Source organism: Actinacidiphila yanglinensis (genome assembly GCF_900107965.1).
Classification (GTDB): Bacteria; Actinomycetota; Actinomycetes; order Streptomycetales; family Streptomycetaceae; genus Actinacidiphila; species Actinacidiphila yanglinensis.
On record NZ_FNVU01000036.1, the window covers coordinates 1 to 24,289 of the forward strand.

Genomic DNA, 24,289 nt, shown 5'->3' on the forward strand with positions numbered 1-24,289 from the left:
CGGTCGACGAGCAGGGCCATTTCGTAGCCGACCAGACCGATGTCGCACTCCGGATGCGCCAGCACCGCCAGCGACGAACCGTCGGACACCGACATGATGAAAAGGAAGCCCCGCTCCATCTCCACCACCGTCTGGTTCACACTGCCCCCCTCGAAAATCCGGGAGGCACCAGCCGTCAACGACGTCAGCCCGGAAGCCACCGCCGCCAACTGATCGGCACGGTCACGCGGAAAACCATCAGACATCGCGAGCAGCAGGCCGTCGGCGGAGACCACCACCGTGTGGGACACCCCCGGGGTGTTGTCCACGAAGTTGGTGATCAACCAGTTCAGATTCTGTGCCGCCTGGCTCATCGCACTCAACTAGCGCTCCTGATTGTTCGTGCCGAAACCACGGCCGTCGGTGCTTCCGGGACCGCCGGCCTGGCGGCCTTGCTGGATGCCCCTGCGGAGGTTGGTCAGACGCCCGCGCACGTCGTCGGGGGCTCGGGAAACCTGCGGGCCGCCCTGCGGGGCCTGCTGGGGGGCCGCCGCACCGCCCGCGACGAGGTTCGCCCGGGGAACGCGGCGCGGCAGTCCGGAGGGGGTGACCCCGCCGGCCGAGGGTTCCCGGATCGCCTCGGCGCGCTGGCGCAGCGCGTCGTTGGGCGAGGTACGCCAGTTCGGCGTCTCCCGCGGCAGCGGCTGGGCGGTCGGCGCGGGAGGCACCTGGGTGCCGTTCTGCGCCGCGGGGCCCGCCGGGGCCGCCGAGGTGGCCTGCACGGCAGGCATCGGGCCGCCCGTGGGGCGCTGCGGGGCGCCGCCCGGATGGCTGTTCGGCGCGGACCGGTCGGTGCGCGGGCGCTGCGGCGGGGCAGTGCGGCCCACCGGGCGGGGCGGCGGGGCCTGCTGGCCGCGCGCGCTCTGCTCCACGTGGATCTGCTGCATCCGCTCGGCCTGGCCGGTACGGAACCAGTCGGACTCGATCGAGGCGAAGATCGGCGTCGGCTCGTCGCCCCGGGTCGGGGCGGGCGGCAGCGCCATCGGCTCGGCCGGGACCGGGAGTTGCGGCTCGGGCCGCGGCCCGCCGTGCTGCTGGCCGTACTGCGGCTGCGGCGGGATCGGGTACTGGCCGCTGCTGTCGCCCTGGCCTGCCATCGGGAACTGGCCGCTGACGTCGCCCAGTCCGGGCATCGGCTGCGAGCCGGTGTCGAACGGGTCGGGACGGCCGCCCTGGCCCTGCGGCGCGCCCTGCTGGCCCTGCGGGGTCCAGCCTTGGGTGCCCTGCGGACCGCGCGGGCCGCGCTGCGGCATCCCGCCGGGCAGCCCGGGGCCGGGCTGCGGCTGGTACGAGCCGAGGGGGTCCTCGGCGCGGACGGCGGGGAACTGGCTGGTGTCGCCGGGGCCGCCCGGGATCGGGAACGAACCGGTGTCACCGTGACGGCCACCACCCGGACCCTGCGGCTGCTGCGGCTGCTGCTGCGGGAAGCCGTCGTTGCCGACCGCCGGGAACTGGCCGGTGCTGCCGGGACCGTGGCCCATGCCGCCGGGACCGTTCTGGGCCCGCTGCGGCGCGGGGGCGTCACCGCGGACCGCGGGGAACTGGCTGGTGTCGCCGGGGCCGCCCGGGATCGGGAACGAACCGGTGTCACCGTGACGGCCACCGCCCGGACCCTGCGGCTGCTGCGGCTGCTGGAAACCGTCGTTGCCCATCGCCGGGAACTGGCCGGTGCCGCCGGGACCGCCGGGACCGCCCGGGATCGGGAACGAACCGGTGTCGCCGGGACGGCCGCCGCCCTGCTCGCTCGGGTTCCAGCCGGGCGAGCCCTGCGGGCCGCGCGCACCGCGCTGCGGCAGGCGGCCGCCCTGGGTGCTCTCGTCCTGGCCGGCGGGCGCGCGGTCGTCCGCGCGGACGGCGGGGAACTGCGCGGTGTCGCCGGGACCGCCCGGTGCCACCGGGGGCTCGCCGGCGCCCGGGCCGCCGCTGTGCCGGGGCGTGGGGCCGGAGCGGCCGCCGAAGACGTCGGAGCGGAAGCCCGAGGGGCCGGTGTTCTGCGGTTGCGGGGTCGGGAAACCGCCGGGGCGCTGGACGCCGGGAGCACTCGGCTGGCTGTGCCGGCCGGGGCCGGACTGCTGCGGCCGGTTCCCCGGGCCGGACTGGTCGAAGGCGTCGAAGGCGGGTGCCTCGACGTCCTCGTGGCCCCGCGGGGTGTCCTCGCCGATGCCCTGCTGCGGGTTGTCCTGCGTGGCCCAGCGCGGCCCGGTGGGCTGCTGGGTGCCGTTCGGGGCGCCGCCGGGACCGCCGTTGCCACCGGGACCGCCGGCCTGGCGGCCGGCGCCGGGGTTGAGCGCCGCGCGGGCCGCGCCCGCGCCGACCTGGCCGCGCTGGCCGGAGCGGCCACCGACCTGGCCCGCGTTGCCGAACGCGCCGGCGATGCCGGTGGGGGCGCCGGTGCCGGCCGGTGCGGCGCCGGCGGCGGGACGCCCGCCGGGCGCGGCGTTCTTGGCGCCCGCGCCGCCCTGCGTGACGTCGACCGGCAGCATGACCAGCGCGGTGGTGCCGCCGGAGTCGGACGGCCGCAGCTGGATGCGGATGCCGTGCCGCAGGGACAGCCGGCCGACCACGAACAGGCCCATGCGGCGGGAGACCGAGACGTCCACGGTGGGCGGGTTGGCCAGCCGCTCGTTGATGTCGGCCAGGTCCTCCGGGGACAGGCCGATGCCGGTGTCGTGGATCTCGATCAGCACGCGGCCGTCGGGCAGCGAGTGACCGGTGACGCGCACCTTCGTCTGCGGCGAGGAGAACGACGTGGCGTTCTCCAGCAGCTCGGCGAGCAGGTGGACGAGGTCGTTGACGATGCGGCCGGTGACCTCGGCCGACGGCACCGAGGTGAGCTCGATCCGCTCGTACTGCTCCACCTCGGACGCGGCGGCGCGCAGCACGTCGACCAGCGGGACCGGGCGGGTCCACCGGCGGCCGGGTTCCTCACCGGCGAGGACCAGCAGGTTCTCACCGTTGCGGCGCATGCGGGTGGCGAGGTGGTCGAGCTTGAACAGCGAGGAGAGCTGGTCCGGGTCGGCCTCGCGGGACTCCAGTTCGGAGATGAGCGAGAGCTGACGCTGGATGAGGCCCTGGCTGCGGCGGGAGAGGTTGGTGAACATCGCGTTGACGTTCCCTCGCAGCAGCGCCTGCTCGGCGGCCAGCCGGACCGCCTCACTGTGCACCTCGTCGAACGCGCGGGCCACCTGGCCGATCTCGTCACGGCTGTTGATGCCGATCGAGGCGACGGAGGTGTCGACGTCCTGCGGGTCGGTGTCGGAGAGCTGCTTGACCAGCTCCGGCAGCCGCTTCTGGGCGACGTCCTGGGCGGTCTGCTGGAGCCTGCGCAGCGAGCGCACCATCGAACGGCCGACGACGAAGGCGCCGACCACGGCGACGCCGAGGACCAGCAGGATGACCGCGCCGTCGATGAGCGCCTGGCGCTTGGCCTGGCTCTGCAGCTGCAGCGACTTCTGCTGCATCTCGCTGAGCAGCGAGCGCTCGATCTGGTTCATCGCGTCGATCTTGGACTTCGCCGCGTCGTCCCAGTCCAGGTACGAGGTGTGGATCTTGGTGATCGCGCCCTGCGAACTGGCGATCCGCTCGCGCTCGTTGTCGTGCGCGGCGATCGTGTCGTTGCCGCCCTCGATGGGGTGCAGCAGCGAGGCGGCGCCGTTGCCGTAGACCTTCTGGAACCGGGTGAGGGCGGTGTTCTCGTCCGCGAACGCCCACTTCACCGACTGGTAGTCGTCGGGGTTGAGGGTGCCACCGGTGGCGAACGCGGCGCTGATCACCGCGCGCTGCATCGACTCGTACTCCTTGGCGGAGGAGAACGCTGCCAGCGCGCGGGTCTCGCTGATCATCTCCGGGTTGCTGGTGGCCTGCGCCATGTCCTGGGAGAGCGACAGCAGCGAGGTGACCAGGCCGTCGTACTCGGAGACGGTCTGCGCGATGCCCGACTGGGAGGTGAAGGCCTCGTTGCGGATCTCGGCGAGGTTGGCGAGCTGGCCGCCGATCGCGACCAGGGTGGCGCGGACCCCGCTGAAGACCGGGTCGGTGTCCGAGACGTTGTCGACGGCCGCGTCGTAGATCGCCATCTCGCGGTCGGTGGCCTGGCGGGAGCCGGCCACCGCGTCGCTGTTCTTCTGGTTGGCCGCCAGCGGGCCGGCCGAGCTGTCGCGCTCCTCCTGGAGCGCGGCGGCCAGGTTGGTGGCCTGCTCGGTGATGTCGGTCAGGGTCTTCATGTGCTCCAGCTGGTGGATGTTGTCCACCGAGCTGTTGATCCGCAGGCCGCCCAGTGCGGAGGCGGTGACCACGGGAAGCGCGAGCAGCGAGATGAGTCTGGTGCTGATGCGCCAGTTGCGCATGGCTATTCGGGGGCCGGGCTTGCCGTCGAGGCCGGTGATCTTGCCGGCTTCCATACCGCTGGGCATGCTCAAGCGCCCGGGGGCCGCAGTGGTACCCGGCGTGGCGGTTCCGGAGTCGGCCGCGGCCTGCGGGGAGCCGTTGCCGGCCCCACCGGGCTGCTGCTCCGGGTCGCCCGCAGCGCCGCTGTCCCTCTTGAAACGTCCCTGCACTAGCGTCGCAACCTCTGGACCAGGCGTCCCCCGCCGCTGGACGGAAGGGAACGGTGTCGAGTCATGGGGGCTCCGGCCGACCCGGGTCACGGGACGGCTGATGTGCCCATCACCGCCGCTCGGTGTTCCGTTCGCGCCCCCTGCGCGCCGGTTCGATGTGATGCGGCGGTCCGGGGAATTCCAGCACAGTGCCGGATCTCCCAACAAGGCCCGTAGCCCACCAGTTGGAATGTGTCACTCGTCGCGATGGGGCAAGCACACAGCGTCGAACGTCAGGGCGGCGATATGGGGCGAATACGGGCCGCGGACGTAACTGGTTCATCGGGTGTCGGGTCGGCCGGAGCCCCGCACCCACTGCCCTTTTCCGGTACGAAGCGGCGTTTGCCCGCTTCGCGACTCCGGGCGGATTGTCCGGAGTGCGCCCAATGCCACGCGGTTCGTGAGCAAAATCACAGAGCGTCAGATGTCTGGGCCCGGCCGCGGTGGGAATGGCCAGCACTAACCTGGTGCTTTACAGAAGTCGCGGTGGTGTCAACCGCGGCCCACCACCACCGAGATCCGAGGTCCGCGCCGCAGATGAAGACCACCTTGATGTTCCGTCAGATGATCGCCAACCCCCGGCGCACCACTCTCGCGCACCTCAAGGACGCGTCCGAGCTGGCCGGCTCGCCGGTCGTGCAGGACGCCGCGGCCGTCGCACCCGCCGAATCCGAGGCCCCGGCGCTGCCGCAGCGCACCGCCAACCCCCGTCGTACGGTACTCAACGAGCTGCCGCAGACCTCCGTCGCCTCCTGAAGTCGGCGCTGACCTGCGGCTATCGGCGGGTCGGCGGAGACCGGACCGGCCGCTAGGCTGAGGCCATGCGCATCGTCAGGTTCTCCATCGACGGCAACGTGGCGTTCGGAGCGGTCGAGGGCGACCCTCTCCCTGCCTCCGGCGGGGGGACTCCCAGCGGCACCGAGGGTCTTGTCGTCGACATCATGAAGGGCGTGCCCTTCGCGGACTTCGAGCTGTCCGGCACGAAGATCCCGCTCGACAAGGTGCGGCTGCTGTCGCCCGTCCTGCCCAACAAGGTGGTCGCCATCGGCCGCAACTACGCGGCCCACGCCGCGGAGCTGGGCCACGAGGTGCCGGACGCGCCCTGGGCGTTCTTCAAGCCGTCCACCTCGGTGATCGGCCCACGCGACCCGATCGTGTACCCCTCGTTCTCCAGCGAGGTGCACCACGAGGCGGAGCTGGCGGTGGTGATCAGCCGGCTGTGCCGGGACGTGCCGCGCGAGCGGGTCAAGGACGTCATCCTCGGCTACACCTGCGCCAACGACGTGACCGCCCGCGACACCCAGCGGACCGAGAAGCAGTGGGCGCGGGCGAAGGGCTTCGACTCCTCCTGCCCGCTCGGTCCCTGGATCGAGACCTCGCTCGACCTCGAGGCCGCTGGCGACCTGGCGATCACCGCGACCGTCAACGGCGAACTGCGCCAGGCGGGCCGCACCCGGCAGATGCTGAACTCGATCGAGGACCTGATCGTCAACATCACCGAGGCGATGACGCTGCTCCCCGGTGACGTCCTGCTCACCGGCACCCCCGCGGGCGTGGGCCCGCTGCTCCCCGGCGACGAGGTCGCCGTCACCATCGAAGGCATCGGCACTCTCACCAACAAGGTGATCTCGCGTGGCTAGCGCATCCGTTCCCGCTCCCTCCCCCGTCACCCCGCCGTCCGGCGGCTCCGGCGTCCGCGTCCGGTTCTGCCCCTCCCCGACCGGCAACCCGCACGTCGGGCTGGTCCGCACGGCGCTGTTCAACTGGGCGTTCGCCCGGCACCAGCAGGGCACCATGGTCTTCCGCATCGAGGACACCGACGCGGCCCGCGACTCCGAGGAGTCGTACCAGGCGCTGCTGGACTCGATGCGCTGGCTCGGCCTGGACTGGGACGAGGGCCCCGAGGTCGGCGGCCCGTTCGCGCCGTACCGCCAGTCCCAGCGGATGGAGCTGTACGCCGACATCGCGCTGCGGCTGAAGCAGGCGGGGCACGCGTACGACTGCTACTGCACCACCGAGGAGCTGGAGGAGCGCCGTGCGGCCGCCCGCGCGGCCGGCCGCCCCTCCGGGTACGACGGGCACTGCCGCGACCTCAGCGCCGAGCAGATCGGCGCGTACCAGGACGAGGGCCGGCAGGCGATCGTCCGCTTCCGCATGCCCGACCGCCCGATCGCCTTCACCGACCTGGTCCGCGGCGAGCTGGTCTTCGCCCCGGAGAACGTGCCGGACTACGGCATCGTGCGGGCCAACGGCGCGCCGCTGTACACCCTGGTCAACCCGGTGGACGACGCGCTGATGGAGATCACCCACGTGCTGCGCGGGGAGGACCTGCTCTCCTCCACCCCGCGGCAGATCGCGCTGTACGACGCGCTGATCGAGCTGGGCGTCGCCAAGGCGGTCCCGGCCTTCGGGCACCTGCCGTACGTGATGGGCGAGGGCAACAAGAAGCTGTCCAAGCGGGACCCGCAGGCCTCGCTCAACCTGTACCGGGAGCGCGGCTTCCTGCCCGAGGGGCTGCTCAACTACCTCTCGCTGCTGGGCTGGTCGTACACCGCCGACCAGGACGTCTTCTCGATGGCGGAGATGGTGGCGAAGTTCGACATCGCCGACGTCAACGCCAACCCGGCCCGCTTCGACCTGAAGAAGGCCGAGGCGATCAACGCCGACCACATCCGGCGGATCGGGGTGAAGGAGTTCACCGAGGCGTGCGCCCCGTGGCTGCGCGCCCCCTTCGCCCCCTGGGCACCGGAATCCTTCGACGAGGCCGCCTGGCAGGCGATCGCACCGCACGCCCAGACCCGGCTGACGGTACTGTCCGACATCACCGCGAACGTCGACTTCCTCTTCCTCGACGAGCCGGTCGACGACGAGGCGTCGTGGGCCAAGGCGATGAAGGAGGGCTCGGACGCGCTGCTGCGCACCGCGCGGGCGAAGCTGGCGGAGGCGGACTGGTCCTCCCCCGAGGCCCTCAAGGAGGCCGTGCTGGCCGCGGGCGAGGAGCACGGGCTCAAGCTCGGCAAGGCGCAGGCCCCGGTCCGGGTCGCCGTCACCGGACGTACGGTCGGGCTGCCGCTGTTCGAGTCCCTCCAGGTCCTCGGCCGCGACCGCACCCTCACCCGCATCGACGCGGCCCTGGCGAAGCTCGCCTGACCCTCCGGGGTGCCCCCGTCCGTCGGTTGAGGGACCACCTGCCGGTGGTGCCTGAGCGCGCAGTTCCCCGCGCCCCTGGTTTGTGCGGCTCCCTCCGCGAAAGGAGGGTCACCACCCAGGGGCGCGTGGGGGCACCACCCAGCCGCCAGGCTGGGGGAGAACTGCGCGACAAGCCACCGTGGACCGCAAGGTCCCGTAACTCACAGGACGGGGCAGCCCAGGGGGTCAGCCCTGCCAGGAGTGGGGCGCCCGGAACCCCGGGGTACGCTCCAGCCGCCGCCACCCCGCGGTGGAACGTGCGGCGACAGGCTTCCCCAGCGTCTCGGCCCCACCCGCGGCCGCGCGAGCAAGGATCAGCGCGGTCAGCGCCGCCAGCTCCTCGGGAGCGGCGTGCCCCTTCTCGACACGCACCAGTGAATCAGCGGGAGTACTCACGATCGTCTCCAAGAGTCGAACGGCTTCATCGGGGATACGGGGTCCGCGCCGCTCACTGCGGCGGGTTGCCGTGCTTGCGGGACGGCAGGTCGGCGTGCTTCGTGCGGAGCATGGCCAGTGAGCGGGCCAGCACCTCACGGGTCTCGGCCGGGTCGATCACGTCGTGCACCAGACCGCGCTCGGCGGCGTAGTACGGGTGCATCAGCTCGGCCTTGTACTCCTTGACCATGCGAGTGCGCATCGCCTCGGGATCGTCCGCCTCGGCGATCTGCCGGCGGAAGATCACGTTGGCCGCGCCCTCCGCGCCCATCACCGCGATCTCGTTCGTCGGCCAGGCGAAGGTCAGGTCCGCACCGATCGACTGCGAGTCCATCACGATGTACGCACCGCCGTACGCCTTCCGCAGGATCAACGAGATCCGGGGAACCGTCGCGTTGCAGTAGGCGTAGAGCAGCTTGGCACCGTGCCGGATGATTCCACCGTGCTCCTGGGCGACGCCCGGCAGGAAGCCGGGGACGTCCAGGAGAGTGATGATCGGGATGTTGAACGCGTCGCACATCTGCACGAAGCGCGCGGCCTTCTCGGACGCCTCGATGTCGAGCACACCGGCCAGCGAGGAGGGCTGGTTGGCGATGATGCCGACCACCTGGCCGTCGATGCGGGTGAGCGCGACGATGATGTTGGTGGCCCAGCGCTCGTGGACTTCGAGGTACTCGCCGTCGTCGACGATCTCCTCGATCACCTTGTGCATGTCGTACGACCGGTTGCCGTCCGCGGGCACCAGGTCGAGCAGCGTGTCGCCGCGGCGGTCCACCGGGTCGTGGTTGTCGGCCGCCGGCGGGTTCTCGCGGTTGTTCTGCGGCAGCAGCGAGAGCAGGTAGCGCACCTCCTCCAGGCACGTCTGCTCGTCGTCGTAGGCGAAGTGCGAGACCCCGGAGATGCCCGAGTGCACGTCGGCGCCGCCCAGGCCGTTCTGGGTGATCTCCTCGCCCGTCACCGCCTGCACCACGTCAGGGCCGGTGATGAACATCTGCGAGGTCTCCCGCACCATGAACACGAAGTCCGTGAGCGCCGGGGAGTAGGCCGCGCCGCCCGCGCACGGGCCGAGCATCACCGAGATCTGCGGGATGACGCCGGAGGCGCGGGTGTTGCGCTGGAAGATGCCGCCGTAGCCGGCGAGCGCCGAGACGCCCTCCTGGATGCGGGCGCCGGCACCGTCGTTGAGCGACACCAGCGGCGCGCCCGCCGAGATCGCCATGTCCATGATTTTGTGGATCTTCTGCGCGTGCGCCTCCCCGAGCGCACCCCCGAAGATCCGGAAGTCGTGGGCGTACACGAAGACCGTCCGCTCGTGGACGGTTCCCCACCCGGTGATCACACCGTCGGTGTACGGCCGCTTCTCCTCCAGCCCGAACCCCGTGGCCCGGTGCCGGCGCAGCGGCTCCACCTCGCGGAAGGAGCCCTCGTCCAGCAGCAGATCGATGCGCTCGCGCGCGGTCAGCTTCCCCTTGGCCCGCTGCGCGGCCGTCGCCTTCTCGCTCGGGCCCCGACGCACCTCCTCGCGGATCGCACGAAGCTCCTCGACGCGCCCCCGGGCGTCGTTCGCCGTGACGGGCAGCTCTTGCGATGTCGTCATGTACCGACAGTACGAGCGTGACCGCCCGGAACGGGCCATCTACTTCGTACAGTGTCCACCGGCTCTTCATGGTGGGTCTCGACAGACAGCGAGGTGGGGCGGGTTCCGCGGGCGCTGCCGGGCCCCGCCCCTGCGGGCGGGTTACCGCCGCCCGCCGTGGCAGTGGAGTGTCAGCGGCCGGCGACCGCCTCGGCGAGGGCCAGCACCCGCCGTGCCTCGTCCACATGCAGGTTCTCGATCATCCGGCCGTCGACCGTGACCACCCCGCGCCCCTGTGACGTGGCCTCTTCGAACGCGGCGATGATCCGTTCGGACCGCTCGACCTCCGCCTCGGACGGGGCGAAGATCCGGTTGCAGGGTTCGAGCTGCCGGGGGTGGATCAGGGTCTTGCCGTCGAAGCCGAGCCGGCGGCCTTGGAGGGTCTCGGCCTCGAAGCCGGTCAGATCGTGGACGTCGTTGTAGACACCGTCCAAGATGACCTTGCCCGCGGCCCGGGCGGCGAGCAGCGCCAGCGACAGCCCGGTGAGCAGTGGTGCCCGGCCCGGGACGTGCTCGGCGTGCAGCTCCTTGGCGAGGTCGTTGGTGCCCATGACCAGGACGGTCAGCCGGGCCGACGCCTCGGCGACGGCGCGCGCGTCGAACAGCGCCACCGGCGTCTCCAGCATCGCCCAGATCGCGGTGCGGTCCGGGGCGCCGGCCGCCTCCAGCGCGGCTTCGACCTCGCGCACGGTCCGCGCGGAGTCCACCTTGGGGACGACCACCGCGTCCGGGCCGGCCGCGGCGGCGGCCCTGAGGTCGTCGGCGTGCCAGGGCGTGCCGGGGGCGTTCACCCGGATGGTGACCTCACGGTGGCCGTACCCGCCGCCGGCGGCGGCCTCGGCCACGCGCTCGCGGGCCTCGGCCTTCGCGTCGGGCGCGACGGAGTCCTCCAGGTCGAGGATGAGCGCGTCGGTGGGGAGGGTCCTGGCCTTCTCCAGGGCCCGCGCGTTGGCGCCGGGCATGTAGAGCACCGAGCGGCGCGGGGCGGCGGGCGGGGTCATCGGGCGGCCTCCTCGGTGGCGGCGGCGTAGGCGCCCGCGAGTTCGGGGTCGCGGGCGGCGAGCGTGTCGGCGAGCCCGGCGACCACCTGGCACTGCTTGTAGGTGGCGTCGTCCTGCATCTTGCCGTCGATCATGACCGCTCCGGTGCCGTCGCCCATAGCCGCGATCACCCGGCGGGCCCAGGCGACGTCCTCGGGCGCGGGCGAGAACACCCGCTTGGCGATGTCGATCTGCACCGGGTGCAGGGACCAGGCGCCGACGCACCCGAGCAGGAAGGCGTTGCGGAACTGGTCCTCGCAGCCCGTGACGTCCTGGATGTCCCCGAACGGCCCGTAGTACGGCAGGATCCCGTTGGCCGCGCACGCGTCCACCATGCGGGCGATCGTGTAGTGCCACAGGTCCTGCTGGTACGTCGGGCGGGGGGCGCCCTCGCCGGCGCCGGGCGCCGGGTCCTCGCGGACCAGGTAGCCGGGGTGGCCGCCGCCGACCCGGGTGGTCTTCATCCGGCGGCTCGCGGCCAGGTCGGCCGGGCCGAGCGACATGCCCTGCATCCGGGGGCTGGCGGCGGCGATCTCCTCGACGTTGCCGACGCCGGCGGCGGTCTCGAGGATCGCGTGCACCAGGATCGGCCGGGTCAGCCCGGCCTTCGCCTCGATCTGGGCGAGCAGCCGGTCCACGTAGTGGATGTCATGGGCCCCCTCGACCTTCGGCACCATCACGACGTCGAGCTTGCCGCCGATCTCGGTGCCGAGGGTGAGCAGGTCGTCCAGCGCCCAGGGCGAGTCGAGGCTGTTGACCCGGGTCCACAGCTGGGTGTCGCCGAAGTCGGTCGCCCGGGCGATCTTCACCAGACCGGCCCGGGCGGCCTCCTTGCGGTCGGCCGGGACCGCGTCCTCCAGGTTGCCCAGCAGGACGTCGACCTTCGGGGCGATCGACGGCACCTTGGCGGCCATCTTCTCGTTGCCGGGATCGAAGAAGTGGATCATTCGCGAGGGGCGGAACGGCACGTCCCTGACGGGGGCCGGAGCCCCCACGGCCAGCGGGCGGAAGAAGTCCTTCGCCGAGCGCATGCGATCTCCCGGTGGTGTCGGGTCGAGGGTCTGGCGCTCACCCTACGACCGCGGGCACCGGGTGGTTACCCGTCGGTAGGTGTGCCGTTGGTCACCGGGTTCCAGCGCAGCGTCATATCCGGTTCGCGTTCCATGTTGCGCGAACCGTCGTTGAGATCCACCACCGTGAAGCCGTGGCGCGCGTAGAACGCCCGGGCGTCGGTGTTGCGCTGGAACACGTGCAGGTCCAGCCCGCCCGGCCGCTGCGCCTTCGCCCGGGCCAGCAGCAGCGAGCCGATGCCGCGCCGCCGGACCTCCGGCATCAGGTAGAGGTGCTCCAGCCACTCCCCCTCCACGGCGGCGTACCCGACCACGCTGCCGCCGCCGTCCACCGCGACCGAGACCTCGGCGTCGACGAGCACGACCTCGCGCACCCACCGCTCCACCTCCGCGTCGGAGCGCTTCCTCGGCGGCAGCCACGGCATCGCGACCTCGCGCGACCTGATGTGCGTCCGCGCGATGGCGGCGGCGTCGGCGGCGTCGGCCGCGCGTACGGTGATCTTCTCGTCCACGGTGTCCGTCACGGCACGCACGCTATGCCCTGCGGTCCGGCCGCTCGACCGGTTTTCCGCCCGGTACACCCCTGGTTCCGCGGCCGGCCGGGGCTAGTCCTGAGGCTCCAGGCCCGCACGCAGCAGGCCGTAGGCGCAGGCGTCCTCGAGTGCCTGCCAGGACGCGGCGATCACGTTGGCGGCGACGCCGACCGTGGACCACTCGGCCGCGCCGTCGGAGGTGGTGATCAGCACCCGCGTCGTGGAGTCGGTGCCCGAACCCCCTTCGAGGATGCGGACGCGGTAGTCGACCAGCGAGAACGCGCCGAGCTGGGGGTAGATGCGCTCCAGCGCCACCCGTAGCGCGCGGTCGAGCGCGTTGACCGGTCCGTTGCCCTCGGCGGTGGCGACGATCCGCTCGCCCTTCGCCCACAGCTTGACCGTCGCCTCGTTGGCGTGCGAACCGTCGGGGCGGTCCTCGGTGATGGCACGCCAGGACTCGGTACGGAAGAAGCGGGCCGGACCCTCCGGCCGGCCGCGCTGGAGCTCGTCGCGCAGCAGCAGCGCGAAGGAGGCGTCCGCGGCCTCGTACGTGTAGCCCTTGAGCTCGCGCTCCTTGACCCGGTCCACGACCCGGCCGACCAGTTCGCGGTCGCCGCCGAGGTCGATGCCGAGTTCCTTGCCCTTCAGTTCGATCGAGGCCCGGCCGGCCATGTCCGAGACCAGCATCCGCATGGTGTTGCCGACCCGCTCGGGGTCGATGTGCTGGTACAGGTCGGGGTCGACCTTGATCGCCGACGCGTGCAGCCCCGCCTTGTGCGCGAACGCGGACACGCCCACGTAGGGCTGGTGGGTGGAGGAGGGCAGGTTGACGATCTCGGCGATGGCGTGCGAGATCCGGGTCATCTCGCCGAGCGCGCCCTCGGGCAGCACCCGCAGCTCGTGCTTCAACTCCAGGGCGGCGGTGACCGGGAAGAGGTTGGCGTTGCCGACCCGCTCGCCGTAGCCGTTGGCGGTGCACTGCACGTGGGTGGCGCCCGCGTCGACCGCGGCGAGGGTGTTGGCGACCGCGCAGCCGGTGTCGTCCTGGGCGTGCATGCCGATCCGGGCGCCGGTGTCGGCGAGCACCCGCGCGACGACGTCGTGCACCTGCCGGGGCAGCATCCCGCCGTTGGTGTCGCAGAGCACCACCACGGACGCGCCGGCCCCGTGCGCGGCGGCGACGACGGAGGTGGCGTACTGCGGGTTGGCGCGGTAGCCGTCGAAGAAGTGCTCGCAGTCCACGAAGACCCGCCGGCCCTGGGCGACCAGGTACGCGACGGTGTCGCGGACCATCTCCAGGTTCTCCTCCAGGGTGGTGCGCAGCGCCAGTTCGACGTGCCGGTCATGGGACTTGGCGACCAGCGTGACCACCGGGGCACCGGACTCCAGCAGCGCGTTGACCTGCGGGTCGTCGACGGCCTTGGCGCCCGGGCGCCGGGTGGCGCCGAACGCGACGAGCGTGGCGTGCTTCAGGTCCAACTCGCCTGCGGCCCGGGCGAAGAACTCGGTGTCGCGGGGGTTGGCACCGGGCCAGCCGCCCTCGATGAAGCCCACGCCGAAGTCGTCCAGGTGCCGTGCGATGTTCAGCTTGTCGGCGACGGTGAGGTTGATGCCCTCACGCTGCGCGCCGTCGCGCAACGTGGTGTCGAAGACGTGGAAGCTGTCGTCCGATGCGGCGGTCATGGCAGTTGCAACTCCTGTCGGTGGGTGGGGTTACCCCCGGACCGGCCTGCGCCGTCCGGAGGTTCCGACTCCACTTGCCCCCGGTCGCCTCGTGCGATCCCGCCTCCGGCGCGGGTGGGCCGGGAAACGAAAAAACCCCTCGCGGATGCGAGAGGTCTGCACGCGGGTCTGGGGCACGGTGGCGTTCCACTTGGGTTCAGCGGAAGCGACACTGCGGACCGGCGTGCCTGCGGCCAATAATGAGCGTGGCGTACGAGGACACGCTGGCAGTGTGCCACACCTTTCCCGGTCGGCGGACGGCCATCTCACGGAATGAACGGTTCGCCCCAAAGCAGCGCGGGTCACGTCCGTGGCGCACCGGGCCCGTGGGCCCAGCCCCCGCGGCGGCGTCGCCGGACCACCGGTTGTTGCGGGGTCCCTCCTCGGGGCGAGGGTGCCCTCACCGGCACGGGTTGCCCCTCCCCCGAGGCGGGGGTGCCCTCACCGGCAGGGGTTGCCCCTCCCCCGGGGCGAGGGTGCCTTACAGGGGCGCGGGGAACTGCGCGGCCAGCCACGACGGCGCAGCCGGGGGCCCGCAGGCCCAGCCCCGGCGGCGAGTTTCCGGACCACCGGCCGGTGGCCGGTTGCTCGCGCAGTTCCCCGCGCCCCTGATTGGCACCCTCTTCCCGGAAGGTCAACCCGGTCCCGGGAAGGGGCGAACCGTCGCCCGCAAGGGCATCCCGGAGCCGGGAAGGGGCGAACCGTCGCCCGCGAGGGCACCCCGGGGGCCGGGTCGCGCTTACGCGCCGAGAGGATGCATCCAGGCGTGGGGGTCCGGGGCGTGCCCCGTTTGGATGTCGAGAAGCGCCGCACGCAACCGCATGGTGACGTCGCCGGGCTCGCCCGTCCCCACCGTCCAGTTCGCGCGGGTGGACTTGACCGAGCCGACCGGGGTGATCACCGCGGCCGTGCCGCAGGCGAAGACCTCGGTGAGAGTGCCGTCCTCGTTGCCCCGCTTCCAGTCCTCGACGCTGATCCGCCCCTCGCCGACCTCGTAGCCGAGATCCGCGGCGATGGCGAGCAGGGAGTCCCGGGTGATGCCCGGCAGCAGCGAACCGGTGAGCGAGGGGGTGACGATGCGGTTGCCGTACACGAAGTACAGGTTCATGCCCCCCATCTCCTCGATCCAGCACCGCTCGATCGCGTCCAGCCAGACCACCTGGTCGCAGCCGTGCTCGATGGCCTGCGCCTGGGCGACGAGGGAGGCCGCGTAGTTGCCGCCGGTCTTCGCCGCGCCGGTGCCGCCGGGCGCCGCGCGGACGTACTCCTCGGACAGCCAGACCGACACCGGCTTGACGCCGCCGGAGAAGTACGCGCCGGCCGGGGAGGCGATGACCAGGAACAGGTACTCGCCGGCCGGGCGGACGCCGAGCCCGACCTCGGTGGCGATCATGAACGGCCGCAGGTAGAGCGACGCCTCGCCCTCGCTGGGCACCCAGTCCTTGTCCTGTCGGACCAGGACATCGCAGGCCTCGATGAACAGGTCGGTCGGCACCTCGGGCATCGCCAGCCGCCGCGCGGACGCCTGGAAGCGCAGCGCGTTGGCCTCGGGGCGGAAGGTGGCCACGCCGCCGTCGGGCTGGCGGTACGCCTTGAGGCCCTCGAAGATCGTCTGCGCGTAGTGCAGCGTCATGTTCGCCGGGTCGAGGGACAGCGGCGCGTACGGGACGAGTTGGGCGTCGTGCCAGCCGCGCCCGGCGGTCCACTTGATGGTGACCATGTGGTCGGTGAAGTACCGGCCGAACCCCGGGTCGGCCAGGACGGCCTGGCGCTCGGCCGCGGCCAGCCGGTGCGCAGAGGGCTTCAACTCGATTGTGGGCGTCGTCATCTGTCTTCCTTCACCGTGTCGCTGACGCCCTCGACCGTACTGCTAGGACGTCCTACTTTCCCGCTGCGAAGCGGCCCCGCCACCGATTATCGCAGTGGCGGGGCCGGGTACTGCCTCTGGATCCGGCTTGCCGCGCTCAGCCGGCTACTCGTGCGGCCAGCGCGTCACCGATCTCGACCGTGGAGCGGGCCGGCTTGCCGGCGCGTTCGGCCAGGTCGGCCTGCACGGCGGCGTCGATCCGGTCGGCCTCCGCGTCGTAGCCGAGGTGGCGCAGCAGCAGGGCGACGGACAGCACCGTCGCGCTCGGGTCGGCCTTGGACAGGCCGGCGATGTCCGGGGCGGAGCCGTGCACGGGCTCGAACATCGAGGGGAACTCGCGGCTGGGGTTGATGTTGCCGCTCGCCGCCACGCCGATGCCGCCGGAGACGGCCGCGGCGAGGTCGGTGACGATGTCGCCGAAGAGGTTGTCGGTGACGATCACGTCGAACCGCTCGGGCTGGGTGACCAGGAAGATCATCGTCGCGTCGACGTGCAGGTAGTCGGTGCTGACGTCGGGGAACTCCTTGCCGACCGCCTCGAAGATCCGGGTCCACAGGCTGCCGGCGTGCACCAGCACGTTGTTCTTGTGCACCAGGGTGAGCTTCTTGCGCGGGCGGGCCTGGGCGCGGGTGTACGCGTCGCGCACCACGCGCTCGATGCCGTACGCCGTGTTGAGGCTGACCTCGGTGGCCACCTCGTGCGGGGTGCCGGTCCTGATCGCGCCGCCGTTGCCGGTGTAGGGGCCCTCGGTGCCCTCGCGGACCACCACGAAGTCGATCTCCGGGCTGCCCGCGAGCGGGGTGCCCACACCCGGGAACAGCTTGCTGGGCCGGAGGTTGACGTAGTGGTCGAAGGCGAACCGCAGCTTCAGCAGGAAGCCGCGCTCCAGCACGCCGGAGGGCACCGACGGGTCGCCGATCGCACCGAGCAGGATCGCGTCGTGGGCCTTGAGCTCCGCGAGGTCCTGGTCGGTGAGGGTCTGACCGGTGGCGTGGTAGCGCCGGGCGCCGAAGTCGTACTCCTTCGTCTCCAGCTTGGTTTCCTGGGGAAGGGCCGCCGAGAGGACCTTGAGGCCCTCCGCGACGACCTCCTGGCCGATTCCGTCGCCGGGGATCACTGCGAGGTTGATGCTGCGAGACATGCGGGGCACCTTACTCCGCGTCTTGACCTATGACACGACGCGTCCGCATGCCGGACGGAGGTGAAGGAGGAGACAGGAGAGGAAGGTGAGACAGGGAGGGGTCAGTGCTCGTGGCCGGTGGAGCCGCCGTTGTCGCGGCGGTCCATGGAGCGCTGCAGGGCGCGCAGGGCGTTCTGGCGGGCGGTCTCGTCCATGAGGATCAACTCCATGCGAAATGGTGGAGACGGGTGGAGGGGAGACGTGCCGGGGAACGCGGGCGGAGAGCCGCGCCGGCGGGGGTGACCCGCATCGAGGGCGCAGGGCTCGCATCCGCCGTCCGCTCGGTCGAGCGGGAAACGTTCGGCTTCTTCAAAGTTAGGACACAGCCGCCGCCGTGTCGCCACGATTACTCGGACTTCCTACTATCTGAGACGACGATCACCCGTTCACCCCGCCGGAGCGTCCCGCGGCCGCGCACATGAGGCATGAAGCCGCCCCCGTCTCCGCGGAACACAGGAGACGGGGGCGGTGGAGGGAGGGGCCGGCGCGGCCCGGGGGTCAGCCCTGGTGCGGGTAGCGGTAGTCGGTCGGCGGCACGAGCGCCTCCTTGATGGAGCGGGTCGAGGTCCACCGCACGAGGTTCTGCGCGGCGCCCGCCTTGTCGTTGGTGCCCGAGGCGCGGGCACCGCCGAAGGGCTGCTGGCCGACCACGGCACCGGTCGACTTGTCGTTGATGTAGAAGTTGCCGGCCGCGTCGCGCAGCCGGTCCATCACATGCGCGACGGCCGCGCGGTCGCGCGCGATCACCGAGCCGGTCAGGGCGTACGGCGCCACGGACTCCATCTGGTCCAGCATCGCGTCGAAGGCGGCGCCGTCGCTGTCCTCGGTGTCGTCGTAGACGTACACCCCGAGCACCGGGCCGAAGTACTCCTCGCGGAAGATCTCGTTGCCGGGGTCGGTGGAGACCAGGACGGTCGGACGGACGAACCAGCCCACCGAGTCGTCGTAGGTGCCGCCGGCGACCACCTCGACCGTCGGGTCGGCCTTGGCGCGCTCGATGGCCGCCTTGTTCTTGGCGAAGGCCCGCTCGTCGATGAGCGCGCCCATGAAGTTGGTCAGGTCGGTGACGTCGCCCATGGTGATGCCGTCGACCTCGGCCGCGAACTCCTCCTTGAAGCCGCCCTCCCAGATCGAGCGGGGGACGTAGGCGCGCGAGGACGCCGAGCACTTCTGGCCCTGGTACTCGAACGAGCCCCGGGTCAGCGCGGTCTTGAGCACCGCGGGGTCCGCCGACGGGTGGGCGACCACGAAGTCCTTGCCGCCGGTCTCGCCGACGATGCGCGGGTAGGAGCGGTAGCGGTCGATGTTCTCGCCGACCGTGCGCCACAGGTACTGGAAGGTCTTCGTCGACCCGGTGAAGTGGATGCCCGCCAGGTCACGGTGGTTGAGCGCCACCTCGGAGACGGCGACGCCGTCGCCGGTGACGAGGTTGATCACACCGTCGGGCAGCCCGGCCTCCTTCAGCAGGCGCATCAGCAGCACCGCGGAGTGGGTCTGGGTCGGCGACGGCTTCCACACCACCACGTTGCCCATCAGCGCGGGGGCCGTGGGCAGGTTGCCCGCGATCGCGGTGAAGTTGAAGGGCGTGATCGCGTAGACGAAGCCCTCCAGCGGGCGGTGGTCGAGCCGGTTCCACACGCCGGGCGCGTTGGCGATCGGCTGCTCGGCGAGGATCTGCCGGGCGTAGTGCACGTTGAACCGCCAGAAGTCGACCAGCTCGCAGGGGCTGTCGATCTCAGCCTGCTGCACGGTCTTGGACTGCCCGAGCATGGTCGAGGCGGCCAGCGTCTCGCGCCAGGGCCCGGCCAGCAGTTCGGCCGCGCGCAGGATGATCGCGGCGCGGTCGTCGAAGGAGGTGGCCCGCCAGGCGGGGGCGGCGGCGAGGGCCGCGGCGACCGCGTCCTGCGCGTCCTCGGTGGTGGCGCCGGCGAAGGTGCCGAGCCGGGCGGCGTGGTTGTGCGGCTGCACGACGTCGAACCGCTCGCCGCCGCCCATCCGCTCCTGGCCGCCGATCACCATCGGCAGGTCGATCGGGTTGCCGGCCAGCTCCTTGAGTTTCGCTTCGAGCCGGGCGCGTTCCGGGCTGCCCGGGGCGTAGGTGCGGACCGGCTCGTTGACCGGCGCGGGGACCTGGGTCACAGCGTCCATGGAGCGTGTCTCCTTGTGGGATCGGGTCAGCGGCTGGGGGCGAAGGAGCGCAGGAAGAAGGCGAGGTTCGCCGGGCGCTCGGCGAGGCGGCGCATGAAGTAGCCGTACCAGTCTGCGCCGTAGGGGACATAGATGCGCATACGTTCCCCGGCCGCCGCGAGTCGCCGCTGCTCGGCGGTGCGGATGCCGTACAGCATCTGGAACTCGTAGCTGCCCGGCGCGCGGCGCCCGCGGGCGGCGAGGTCCTGGGCGATGGCGATCATCCGCGGGTCGTGCGAGCCGACCATCGGGTAGCCGTCGCCCTCGAAGAGCACCCGCAGCGCGCGGACGTAGGCACGGTCGACGGCCCTGCGGTCCTGGAAGGCGACGTGCGCGGGCTCCTTGTACGCGCCCTTGACCAGCCGGACCCGCGAGCCGGCGGTGGCCAGGCCGCGCGCGTCGTCCTCGGTCCGGAACAGGTACGACTGGAGCACGGCGCCGGTGCCCGGGTGGTCGCGGCGCAGCTCGTGCAGGACGGCCAGCGTCGAGTCGACGGTGGTGTGGTCCTCCATGTCGAGGGTGACCGTGGTGCCGGTCGCGGTGGCGAGTTCGGCGACCGCGCGGACGTTCTCCAGCGCGACGTCGTGGCCGCCGTCGGGCAGCGCCTGGCCGAAGGCGGACAGCTTCACCGAGACCTCGGCGCGGTCGCCGAGGCCGGCGAGGGCCAGGGTCTCCAGCAGCCGCAGGTAGGCGTCCCGGGTGTGCCGGGCGGTGGCGCGGTCGGTGACGTCCTCGCCGAGGTGGTCCAGGGTGACGTCCAGGCCGCCGGCGGTCAGCGTGTGGACGGTGTCCATCGCCGGGTGCAGCGCGTCGCCTGCGACGAACCGGTCCACCACCGGACGGGTGACGGGCGCGGCGGCGACGACGCGGCGCAGCCGGTCGCTGCGCGACGCGGCGAGCAGCACGGGACCGAGCACTTGGGGCCTCCTGGCAGGTGGCGGGGCAGCGGGGGGCGGGGTGCGGTGCGGCGGGGATACCGCCGCACCGGGGTCGGCGGCACGGATCGCGCGCCGTCACCGCGAATCTAGGTACCGGCTACCCCGTGGGCCATCGACAGCTGTCACGCATCCGAGTGCGGTCCCTCATACAGATGTATGAGGGCGGTGAGGGACAATGGGCGGGTGGCCGCTGACTACGGTGATTTCCAGGATCTGGTGGACGAGGTCTCCGCCCTGCTCGGTGCGCCCGCGACGCTGGAGGACCGGGACTTCCGGCTGATCGCCTTCGGCGTGCACGACAGCGACGACGACGCGGCGGTCGACCCGGTACGGACCCGATCGATCCTGACCCGCCGCTCGACCGCCGAGGTCAGGGCCTGGTTCGAGCGGTTCGGCATCGCCCGGGCCGCCGCGCCGGTGCGGATCCCCGCGGCGCCCTCGGCCGGCGTGCTGCGCGGGCGGCTGTGCCTTCCGGTCCGGCACGGCGGGGTGGGCTACGGCTACGTGTGGCTGCTCGACGAGGCCGACCACTCCCCCGCGCAGCTCGACGCCGCGATGGCGGTCGCGGCCCGGATCGGCGACCGGCTCGCCGCACAGTCGGCGGCCGGCGCGGAGGCCGCGCAGGCGCTGCGCGCGCTGCTCACCGCGGCGACCAGGGCGGCCCGGGACACCGCGGAGGAGTCGCTGCGCAAGGCGCTGGGCCCGGACGCGGACGAGCCGCACGCGCTGGTGTGCGTGTGGCCGCCGGACCGCGGTGGCAAGCGGCTCGCGGCCGGGACGCCGCCGCAGGGATGGGCCGAGCACGCGGACGGACTGCCCGGGGCGCGTACGGTGCCGGGCGCCGCGGCGATCGTCCGGGTGCCGGGATGGGGGCGCTGGGAGACGGTCGCGATCCTGGTCCGGCTGCGCTCGCCGCAGGTGCTCGCCCCCGCGCGGACCGCGGCGACCCGGGTGCTGGCCGCGCTCGCCACCGCCCGCGGCACGGACACCGGCCCGGAAGCCGGCACGGACACCGGCACCGCGGCGGACGAACCGGTCGCCGGGATCAGCGACTCGCGCGCCACGCTGGCCGAGTTGCCCGCGGCCTGGCGGGAGGCGACCGCGTCGGCGCGGGCCGCCCGCGCGCAGCCGCTGCTGGGGCCGATCGCCAAGTGGTCCGGCATCGGGCCCTACCGGCTGCTCACGCAACTCCCGGCCGACGCACCCCCGGACCCGGCGGTCGCCCCGCTGCTCACCCCCGCGCACCGCGAACTCGCCCACACCGCCGAGGCATTCCTCGACCACGCCGGTCAGGCCGGCCGCACCGCCACCGCGCTGGCCATCCACCGCCAGACCCTCTACTACCGGCTGTCCCGCATCGAGCAGCTCACCGGCCTCGACCTGACCGACGGCGAGTCCCGCCTGCTGCTGCACATGGCCCTGAAGGCAGCGCGGCTTTAGGCGGGCCGGCCGCGCCGCGGTCGTATACGCCTACATGCGGTCGATCTCGGTCAGGTCGATGTCGATGGTGAACGGGGCGGAGACCTTGAGGCGGTCGTGGTGGATGCCGGTCAGCGCGTACGTGTGGCCCACCCGGTCCAACTCGTAGGTGTGGACGACCGGACGACCGCTGTCCATCCGCTCGACCAGCCAGAAGTGCGGAATGCCCGCGCGGGCGTAGAGCTGCGGCTTGCGCTCGCGGTCGCGGACGGCGGACTCCGGCGAGACCACCTCCGCGGCGAGGACCACGTCCTCGGCCCGGTAGCTCGTCTCGCTGTGTCCGGCAGCCGGTACCGCCCGCTCGTGCAGCACCGTCAGGTCCGGTTCCGGCCGGTTCTCCTTGTCCAGCACGATGGTCATTTCCCGGCGCACCCTGAGCCCGTCCGGAGCTTGGAGGTGCAGTGCCCTCTCCAGCAGAAACATCGTCAAAGTATGGAAACTCTTCTGCGGACCCACGAAAACGAGGCTCCCGTCGATCAGCTCGGTGTGCGGCGGGAGATCGGGGATGCGGTCGAGATCGTCCGCGGTGAAGCCACCCGGAGGGGGGAAAACCCAGTCCGGGAGTTTTTCGGCAGTCATCTGTCCTCCCATGGACGGGATCGTGTCGGTATTGATCACACAAGCACCAGAAAACACCGGCACTACCACCCGAAAGGGGTATTAGTAGTACCGGTGTTCTCGGGTGGAACGCTACGACCACCGTACGCGCAACCGCCGTGCGGGATCAGTCCGTGAGGTTGACCGCGCGGGCCGAGGTCGCGCCGATCTCGTCGGCGATGTCGGTGAGAACACCCGCCGGGATGGTGGAGTCGACGGTGAGGGCGACCAGGGCGTCGCCCCCGGCGGCCGCGCGGGCGACCTGCATGCCGGCGATGTTGACGCCGACCTCGCCGAGGATGCGGCCGATGGTGCCGACGATGCCGGGGCGGTCGGTGTAGCGCAGGAACGCCATGTGGTCGGCGAGCGCGAGGTCGACGTCCTCGTCGCCGACCGCCACGATCTTCTGGAGGTTCTTCGGGCCGGCCAGCGTGCCGGACACCGACACCTCGGTGCCGTCGGCGAGGGTGCCGCGGACGGTGACGAGGTTGCGGTGGTTGGGCGACTCCGAGCTGGTGGTGAGGCGGACCTCCACCCCGCGCTCCTGCGCGAACAGCGGCGCGTTCACGTAGGAGACGGTCTCGGCCACGACGTCCTCGAACACGCCCTTGAGCGCGCTGAGTTCGAGCACCTTCACGTCGTGCTGGGTGATCTCGCCGCAGACCTCGACGTCCAGGCGCGCGGCGACCTCGCCGGCCAGCGCGGTGAAGATCCGGCCCAGCTTCTCGGCGAGCGGCAGCCCGGGTTTGACGTCCTCGGCGATCACGCCGCCCTGCACGTTGACCGCGTCCGGGACCAGCTCGCCGGCGAGCGCGAGCCGCACCGACTTGGCGACCGCGATGCCCGCCTTCTCCTGCGCCTCGTCGGTGGAGGCGCCCAGGTGCGGGGTGGCCACCACGTTGTCGAACTGGAAGAGCGGCGAGTCGGTGCAGGGCTCCTTCGCGTACACGTCCAGGCCCGCGCCGGCCACGCGGCCCTCCTTGAGCGCGGCGGCCAGCGCCTCCTCGTCGACGATCCCGCCGCGCGCGGCGTTGACGATCCGCACCGAGGGCTTGACCTTGTGCAGCGCCTCGTCGCCGATCAGGCCGAGCGTCTCGGGGGTCTTGGGCAGGTGGACGGTGATGAAGTCGGAGACCTCGAGCAACTCGTCGAGGGTGAGCAGCTTGACGCCGATCTGGGCGGCGCGGGCGGGCTGCACGTAGGGGTCGTACGCGACGACGTTCATCCCGAAGGCGGACATCCGCTGGGTGACGAGGACGCCGATCCGGCCGAGGCCGACCACGCCGAGGGTCTTCTCGCTCAGCTCGACGCCGGTGTACTTGTTGCGCTTCCACTCGCCGGCCTTCAGCGCCGCGTTGGCGGGCGCGATGTTGCGGGCGGTGGCGACGATCAGACCGCAGGCCAGTTCGGCGGCGGTGACGATGTTGGAGGTCGGCGCGTTCACGACCATCACGCCGGCCTTGGTGGCCGCCGCGACGTCGACGTTGTCCAGGCCGACACCGGCGCGGGCGACGACCCGCAGCTTGCGCGCGGCGGCGACCGCCTCGGCGTCGACCTTGGTGGCGCTGCGAATCAGGATGGCGTCGACGTCGGCGATCGCGGACAGCAGTTCGGCTCGGTCCGCGCCGTTGCAGTGCCGGATCTCGAAGTCCGGACCGAGAGCGTCGACCGTGGCCGGCGACAGCTCTTCTGCGATGAGTACGACAGGCTTCTGGCTCACGTGGTCCTCACTTGTTCCTGCGGGGGCGGCCGGTCCCGTGCGGCCGCTCCGGGGAGGGCGGG

At 72.1% G+C, this 24,289-nt stretch carries 18 protein-coding genes; 4 read left to right on the plus strand and 14 right to left on the minus strand.

Going from position 1 to position 24,289, the window contains the following annotated elements; genetic code table 11:
• Together C4U44_RS40635 and C4U44_RS40640 are read right to left on the minus strand one after the other, a co-directional pair.
• On the minus strand, window positions 1–353 hold a 353-nt coding region (locus C4U44_RS40635), incomplete at its 3' end, for a roadblock/LC7 domain-containing protein (protein WP_322973748.1).
• A gap of 9 nt (window positions 354–362) precedes the next feature.
• Window positions 363–4,595 (minus strand): sensor histidine kinase, encoded by a 4,233-nt coding sequence (locus tag C4U44_RS40640; protein ID WP_200823585.1) that lies wholly within the window; start codon window positions 4,593–4,595, stop codon window positions 363–365.
• Window positions 4,596–5,171: 576 nt separating this feature from the next.
• Here C4U44_RS40640 and C4U44_RS40645 point away from each other — a divergent pair.
• From C4U44_RS40645 to gltX, 3 genes are all read left to right on the plus strand, one after another.
• Window positions 5,172–5,390 (plus strand): hypothetical protein, encoded by a 219-nt coding sequence (locus C4U44_RS40645; protein ID WP_103891166.1) that lies wholly within the window; start codon window positions 5,172–5,174, stop codon window positions 5,388–5,390.
• A 65-nt stretch (window positions 5,391–5,455) separates the two neighbouring features.
• A complete protein-coding gene (locus tag C4U44_RS40650) occupies window positions 5,456–6,274 on the plus strand; it encodes a fumarylacetoacetate hydrolase family protein (protein ID WP_103891167.1) in 819 nt (272 codons plus the stop codon).
• Window positions 6,267–7,784 carry a glutamate--tRNA ligase gene (gene gltX, locus C4U44_RS40655; protein ID WP_103891168.1) on the plus strand — a complete coding sequence of 506 codons (1,518 nt, stop codon included), beginning with the start codon at window positions 6,267–6,269 and terminating at the stop codon, window positions 7,782–7,784. Before C4U44_RS40650 ends, gltX begins: the two co-directional genes overlap by 8 nt.
• 225 nt (window positions 7,785–8,009) lie before the next feature.
• Here gltX and C4U44_RS40660 read toward each other — a convergent pair whose 3' ends face one another.
• The 10 genes from C4U44_RS40660 to C4U44_RS40705 all read right to left on the minus strand — a co-directional run bounded on the left by C4U44_RS40660 (window position 8,010) and on the right by C4U44_RS40705 (window position 20,410).
• Window positions 8,010–8,222, minus strand: a complete 213-nt coding sequence (locus C4U44_RS40660; protein WP_200823586.1) for an acyl-CoA carboxylase epsilon subunit — start codon at window positions 8,220–8,222, stop codon at window positions 8,010–8,012.
• Between the two features lie 49 nt (window positions 8,223–8,271).
• Complete coding sequence (locus C4U44_RS40665) at window positions 8,272–9,855, minus strand: acyl-CoA carboxylase subunit beta (protein WP_103891169.1); 1,584 nt, start codon at window positions 9,853–9,855, stop codon at window positions 8,272–8,274.
• A 170-nt stretch (window positions 9,856–10,025) separates the two neighbouring features.
• Window positions 10,026–10,895 (minus strand): HpcH/HpaI aldolase/citrate lyase family protein, encoded by an 870-nt coding sequence (locus C4U44_RS40670; RefSeq protein WP_103891170.1) that lies wholly within the window; start codon window positions 10,893–10,895, stop codon window positions 10,026–10,028.
• A complete protein-coding gene (locus C4U44_RS40675; RefSeq protein ID WP_103891171.1) occupies window positions 10,892–11,965 on the minus strand; it encodes an HpcH/HpaI aldolase/citrate lyase family protein in 1,074 nt (357 codons plus the stop codon). The genes C4U44_RS40670 and C4U44_RS40675 overlap by 4 nt, the downstream gene beginning before the upstream one ends.
• Window positions 11,966–12,030: 65 nt before the next feature.
• Window positions 12,031–12,528 (minus strand): GNAT family N-acetyltransferase, encoded by a 498-nt coding sequence (locus C4U44_RS40680; RefSeq protein WP_235032721.1) that lies wholly within the window; start codon window positions 12,526–12,528, stop codon window positions 12,031–12,033.
• Between the two features lie 81 nt (window positions 12,529–12,609).
• Window positions 12,610–14,220 (minus strand): citramalate synthase, encoded by a 1,611-nt coding sequence (cimA, locus tag C4U44_RS40685; protein ID WP_103891172.1) that lies wholly within the window; start codon window positions 14,218–14,220, stop codon window positions 12,610–12,612.
• 778 nt (window positions 14,221–14,998) lie between these two features.
• Complete coding sequence (locus tag C4U44_RS40690; protein ID WP_103891173.1) at window positions 14,999–16,087, minus strand: branched-chain amino acid aminotransferase; 1,089 nt, start codon at window positions 16,085–16,087, stop codon at window positions 14,999–15,001.
• A 136-nt stretch (window positions 16,088–16,223) separates the two neighbouring features.
• Complete coding sequence (locus tag C4U44_RS40695) at window positions 16,224–17,267, minus strand: 3-isopropylmalate dehydrogenase (RefSeq protein WP_103891174.1); 1,044 nt, start codon at window positions 17,265–17,267, stop codon at window positions 16,224–16,226.
• A 537-nt stretch (window positions 17,268–17,804) separates the two neighbouring features.
• Window positions 17,805–19,454 (minus strand): L-glutamate gamma-semialdehyde dehydrogenase, encoded by a 1,650-nt coding sequence (pruA, locus tag C4U44_RS40700; protein WP_103891175.1) that lies wholly within the window; start codon window positions 19,452–19,454, stop codon window positions 17,805–17,807.
• Between the two features lie 26 nt (window positions 19,455–19,480).
• Entirely contained in the window at window positions 19,481–20,410 is a 930-nt protein-coding gene (locus tag C4U44_RS40705) for a proline dehydrogenase family protein (RefSeq protein WP_103891176.1), read from the minus strand.
• A gap of 177 nt (window positions 20,411–20,587) precedes the next feature.
• Between C4U44_RS40705 and C4U44_RS40710 the strand changes: the two genes are divergently transcribed.
• Entirely contained in the window at window positions 20,588–21,871 is a 1,284-nt protein-coding gene (locus C4U44_RS40710; protein WP_103891177.1) for a PucR family transcriptional regulator, read from the plus strand.
• A 30-nt stretch (window positions 21,872–21,901) separates the two neighbouring features.
• On the opposite strand, the gene C4U44_RS40715 is transcribed toward C4U44_RS40710, so the two are convergent.
• Window positions 21,902–22,489 (minus strand): Uma2 family endonuclease, encoded by a 588-nt coding sequence (locus C4U44_RS40715; RefSeq protein ID WP_103891178.1) that lies wholly within the window; start codon window positions 22,487–22,489, stop codon window positions 21,902–21,904.
• A 145-nt stretch (window positions 22,490–22,634) separates the two neighbouring features.
• On the minus strand, window positions 22,635–24,227 hold the full coding sequence (gene serA / locus C4U44_RS40720) for a phosphoglycerate dehydrogenase (RefSeq protein WP_103891179.1): 1,593 nt from the start codon (window positions 24,225–24,227) through the stop codon (window positions 22,635–22,637).
• Between the last annotated feature and the right edge of the window lie 62 nt (window positions 24,228–24,289).

What these genes read in the sequence shown, in the direction of transcription:
- cimA (WP_103891172.1), bottom strand. Translation starts at nt 14,220, where the DNA reads ATGACCGCCGCATCGGACGACAGCTTCCACGTCTTCGACACCACGTTG.
- C4U44_RS40695 (WP_103891174.1), bottom strand. Translation starts at nt 17,267, where the DNA reads ATGTCTCGCAGCATCAACCTCGCAGTGATCCCCGGCGACGGAATCGGC.
- pruA (WP_103891175.1), bottom strand. Translation starts at nt 19,454, where the DNA reads ATGGACGCTGTGACCCAGGTCCCCGCGCCGGTCAACGAGCCGGTCCGC.
- C4U44_RS40710 (WP_103891177.1), top strand. Translation starts at nt 20,588, where the DNA reads ATGAGGGCGGTGAGGGACAATGGGCGGGTGGCCGCTGACTACGGTGAT.
- C4U44_RS40645 (WP_103891166.1), top strand. Translation starts at nt 5,172, where the DNA reads ATGAAGACCACCTTGATGTTCCGTCAGATGATCGCCAACCCCCGGCGC.
- C4U44_RS40670 (WP_103891170.1), bottom strand. Translation starts at nt 10,895, where the DNA reads ATGACCCCGCCCGCCGCCCCGCGCCGCTCGGTGCTCTACATGCCCGGC.
- C4U44_RS40715 (WP_103891178.1), bottom strand. Translation starts at nt 22,489, where the DNA reads ATGACTGCCGAAAAACTCCCGGACTGGGTTTTCCCCCCTCCGGGTGGC.
- C4U44_RS40690 (WP_103891173.1), bottom strand. Translation starts at nt 16,087, where the DNA reads ATGACGACGCCCACAATCGAGTTGAAGCCCTCTGCGCACCGGCTGGCC.
- C4U44_RS40650 (WP_103891167.1), top strand. Translation starts at nt 5,456, where the DNA reads ATGCGCATCGTCAGGTTCTCCATCGACGGCAACGTGGCGTTCGGAGCG.
- C4U44_RS40665 (WP_103891169.1), bottom strand. Translation starts at nt 9,855, where the DNA reads ATGACGACATCGCAAGAGCTGCCCGTCACGGCGAACGACGCCCGGGGG.
- C4U44_RS40675 (WP_103891171.1), bottom strand. Translation starts at nt 11,965, where the DNA reads ATGCGCTCGGCGAAGGACTTCTTCCGCCCGCTGGCCGTGGGGGCTCCG.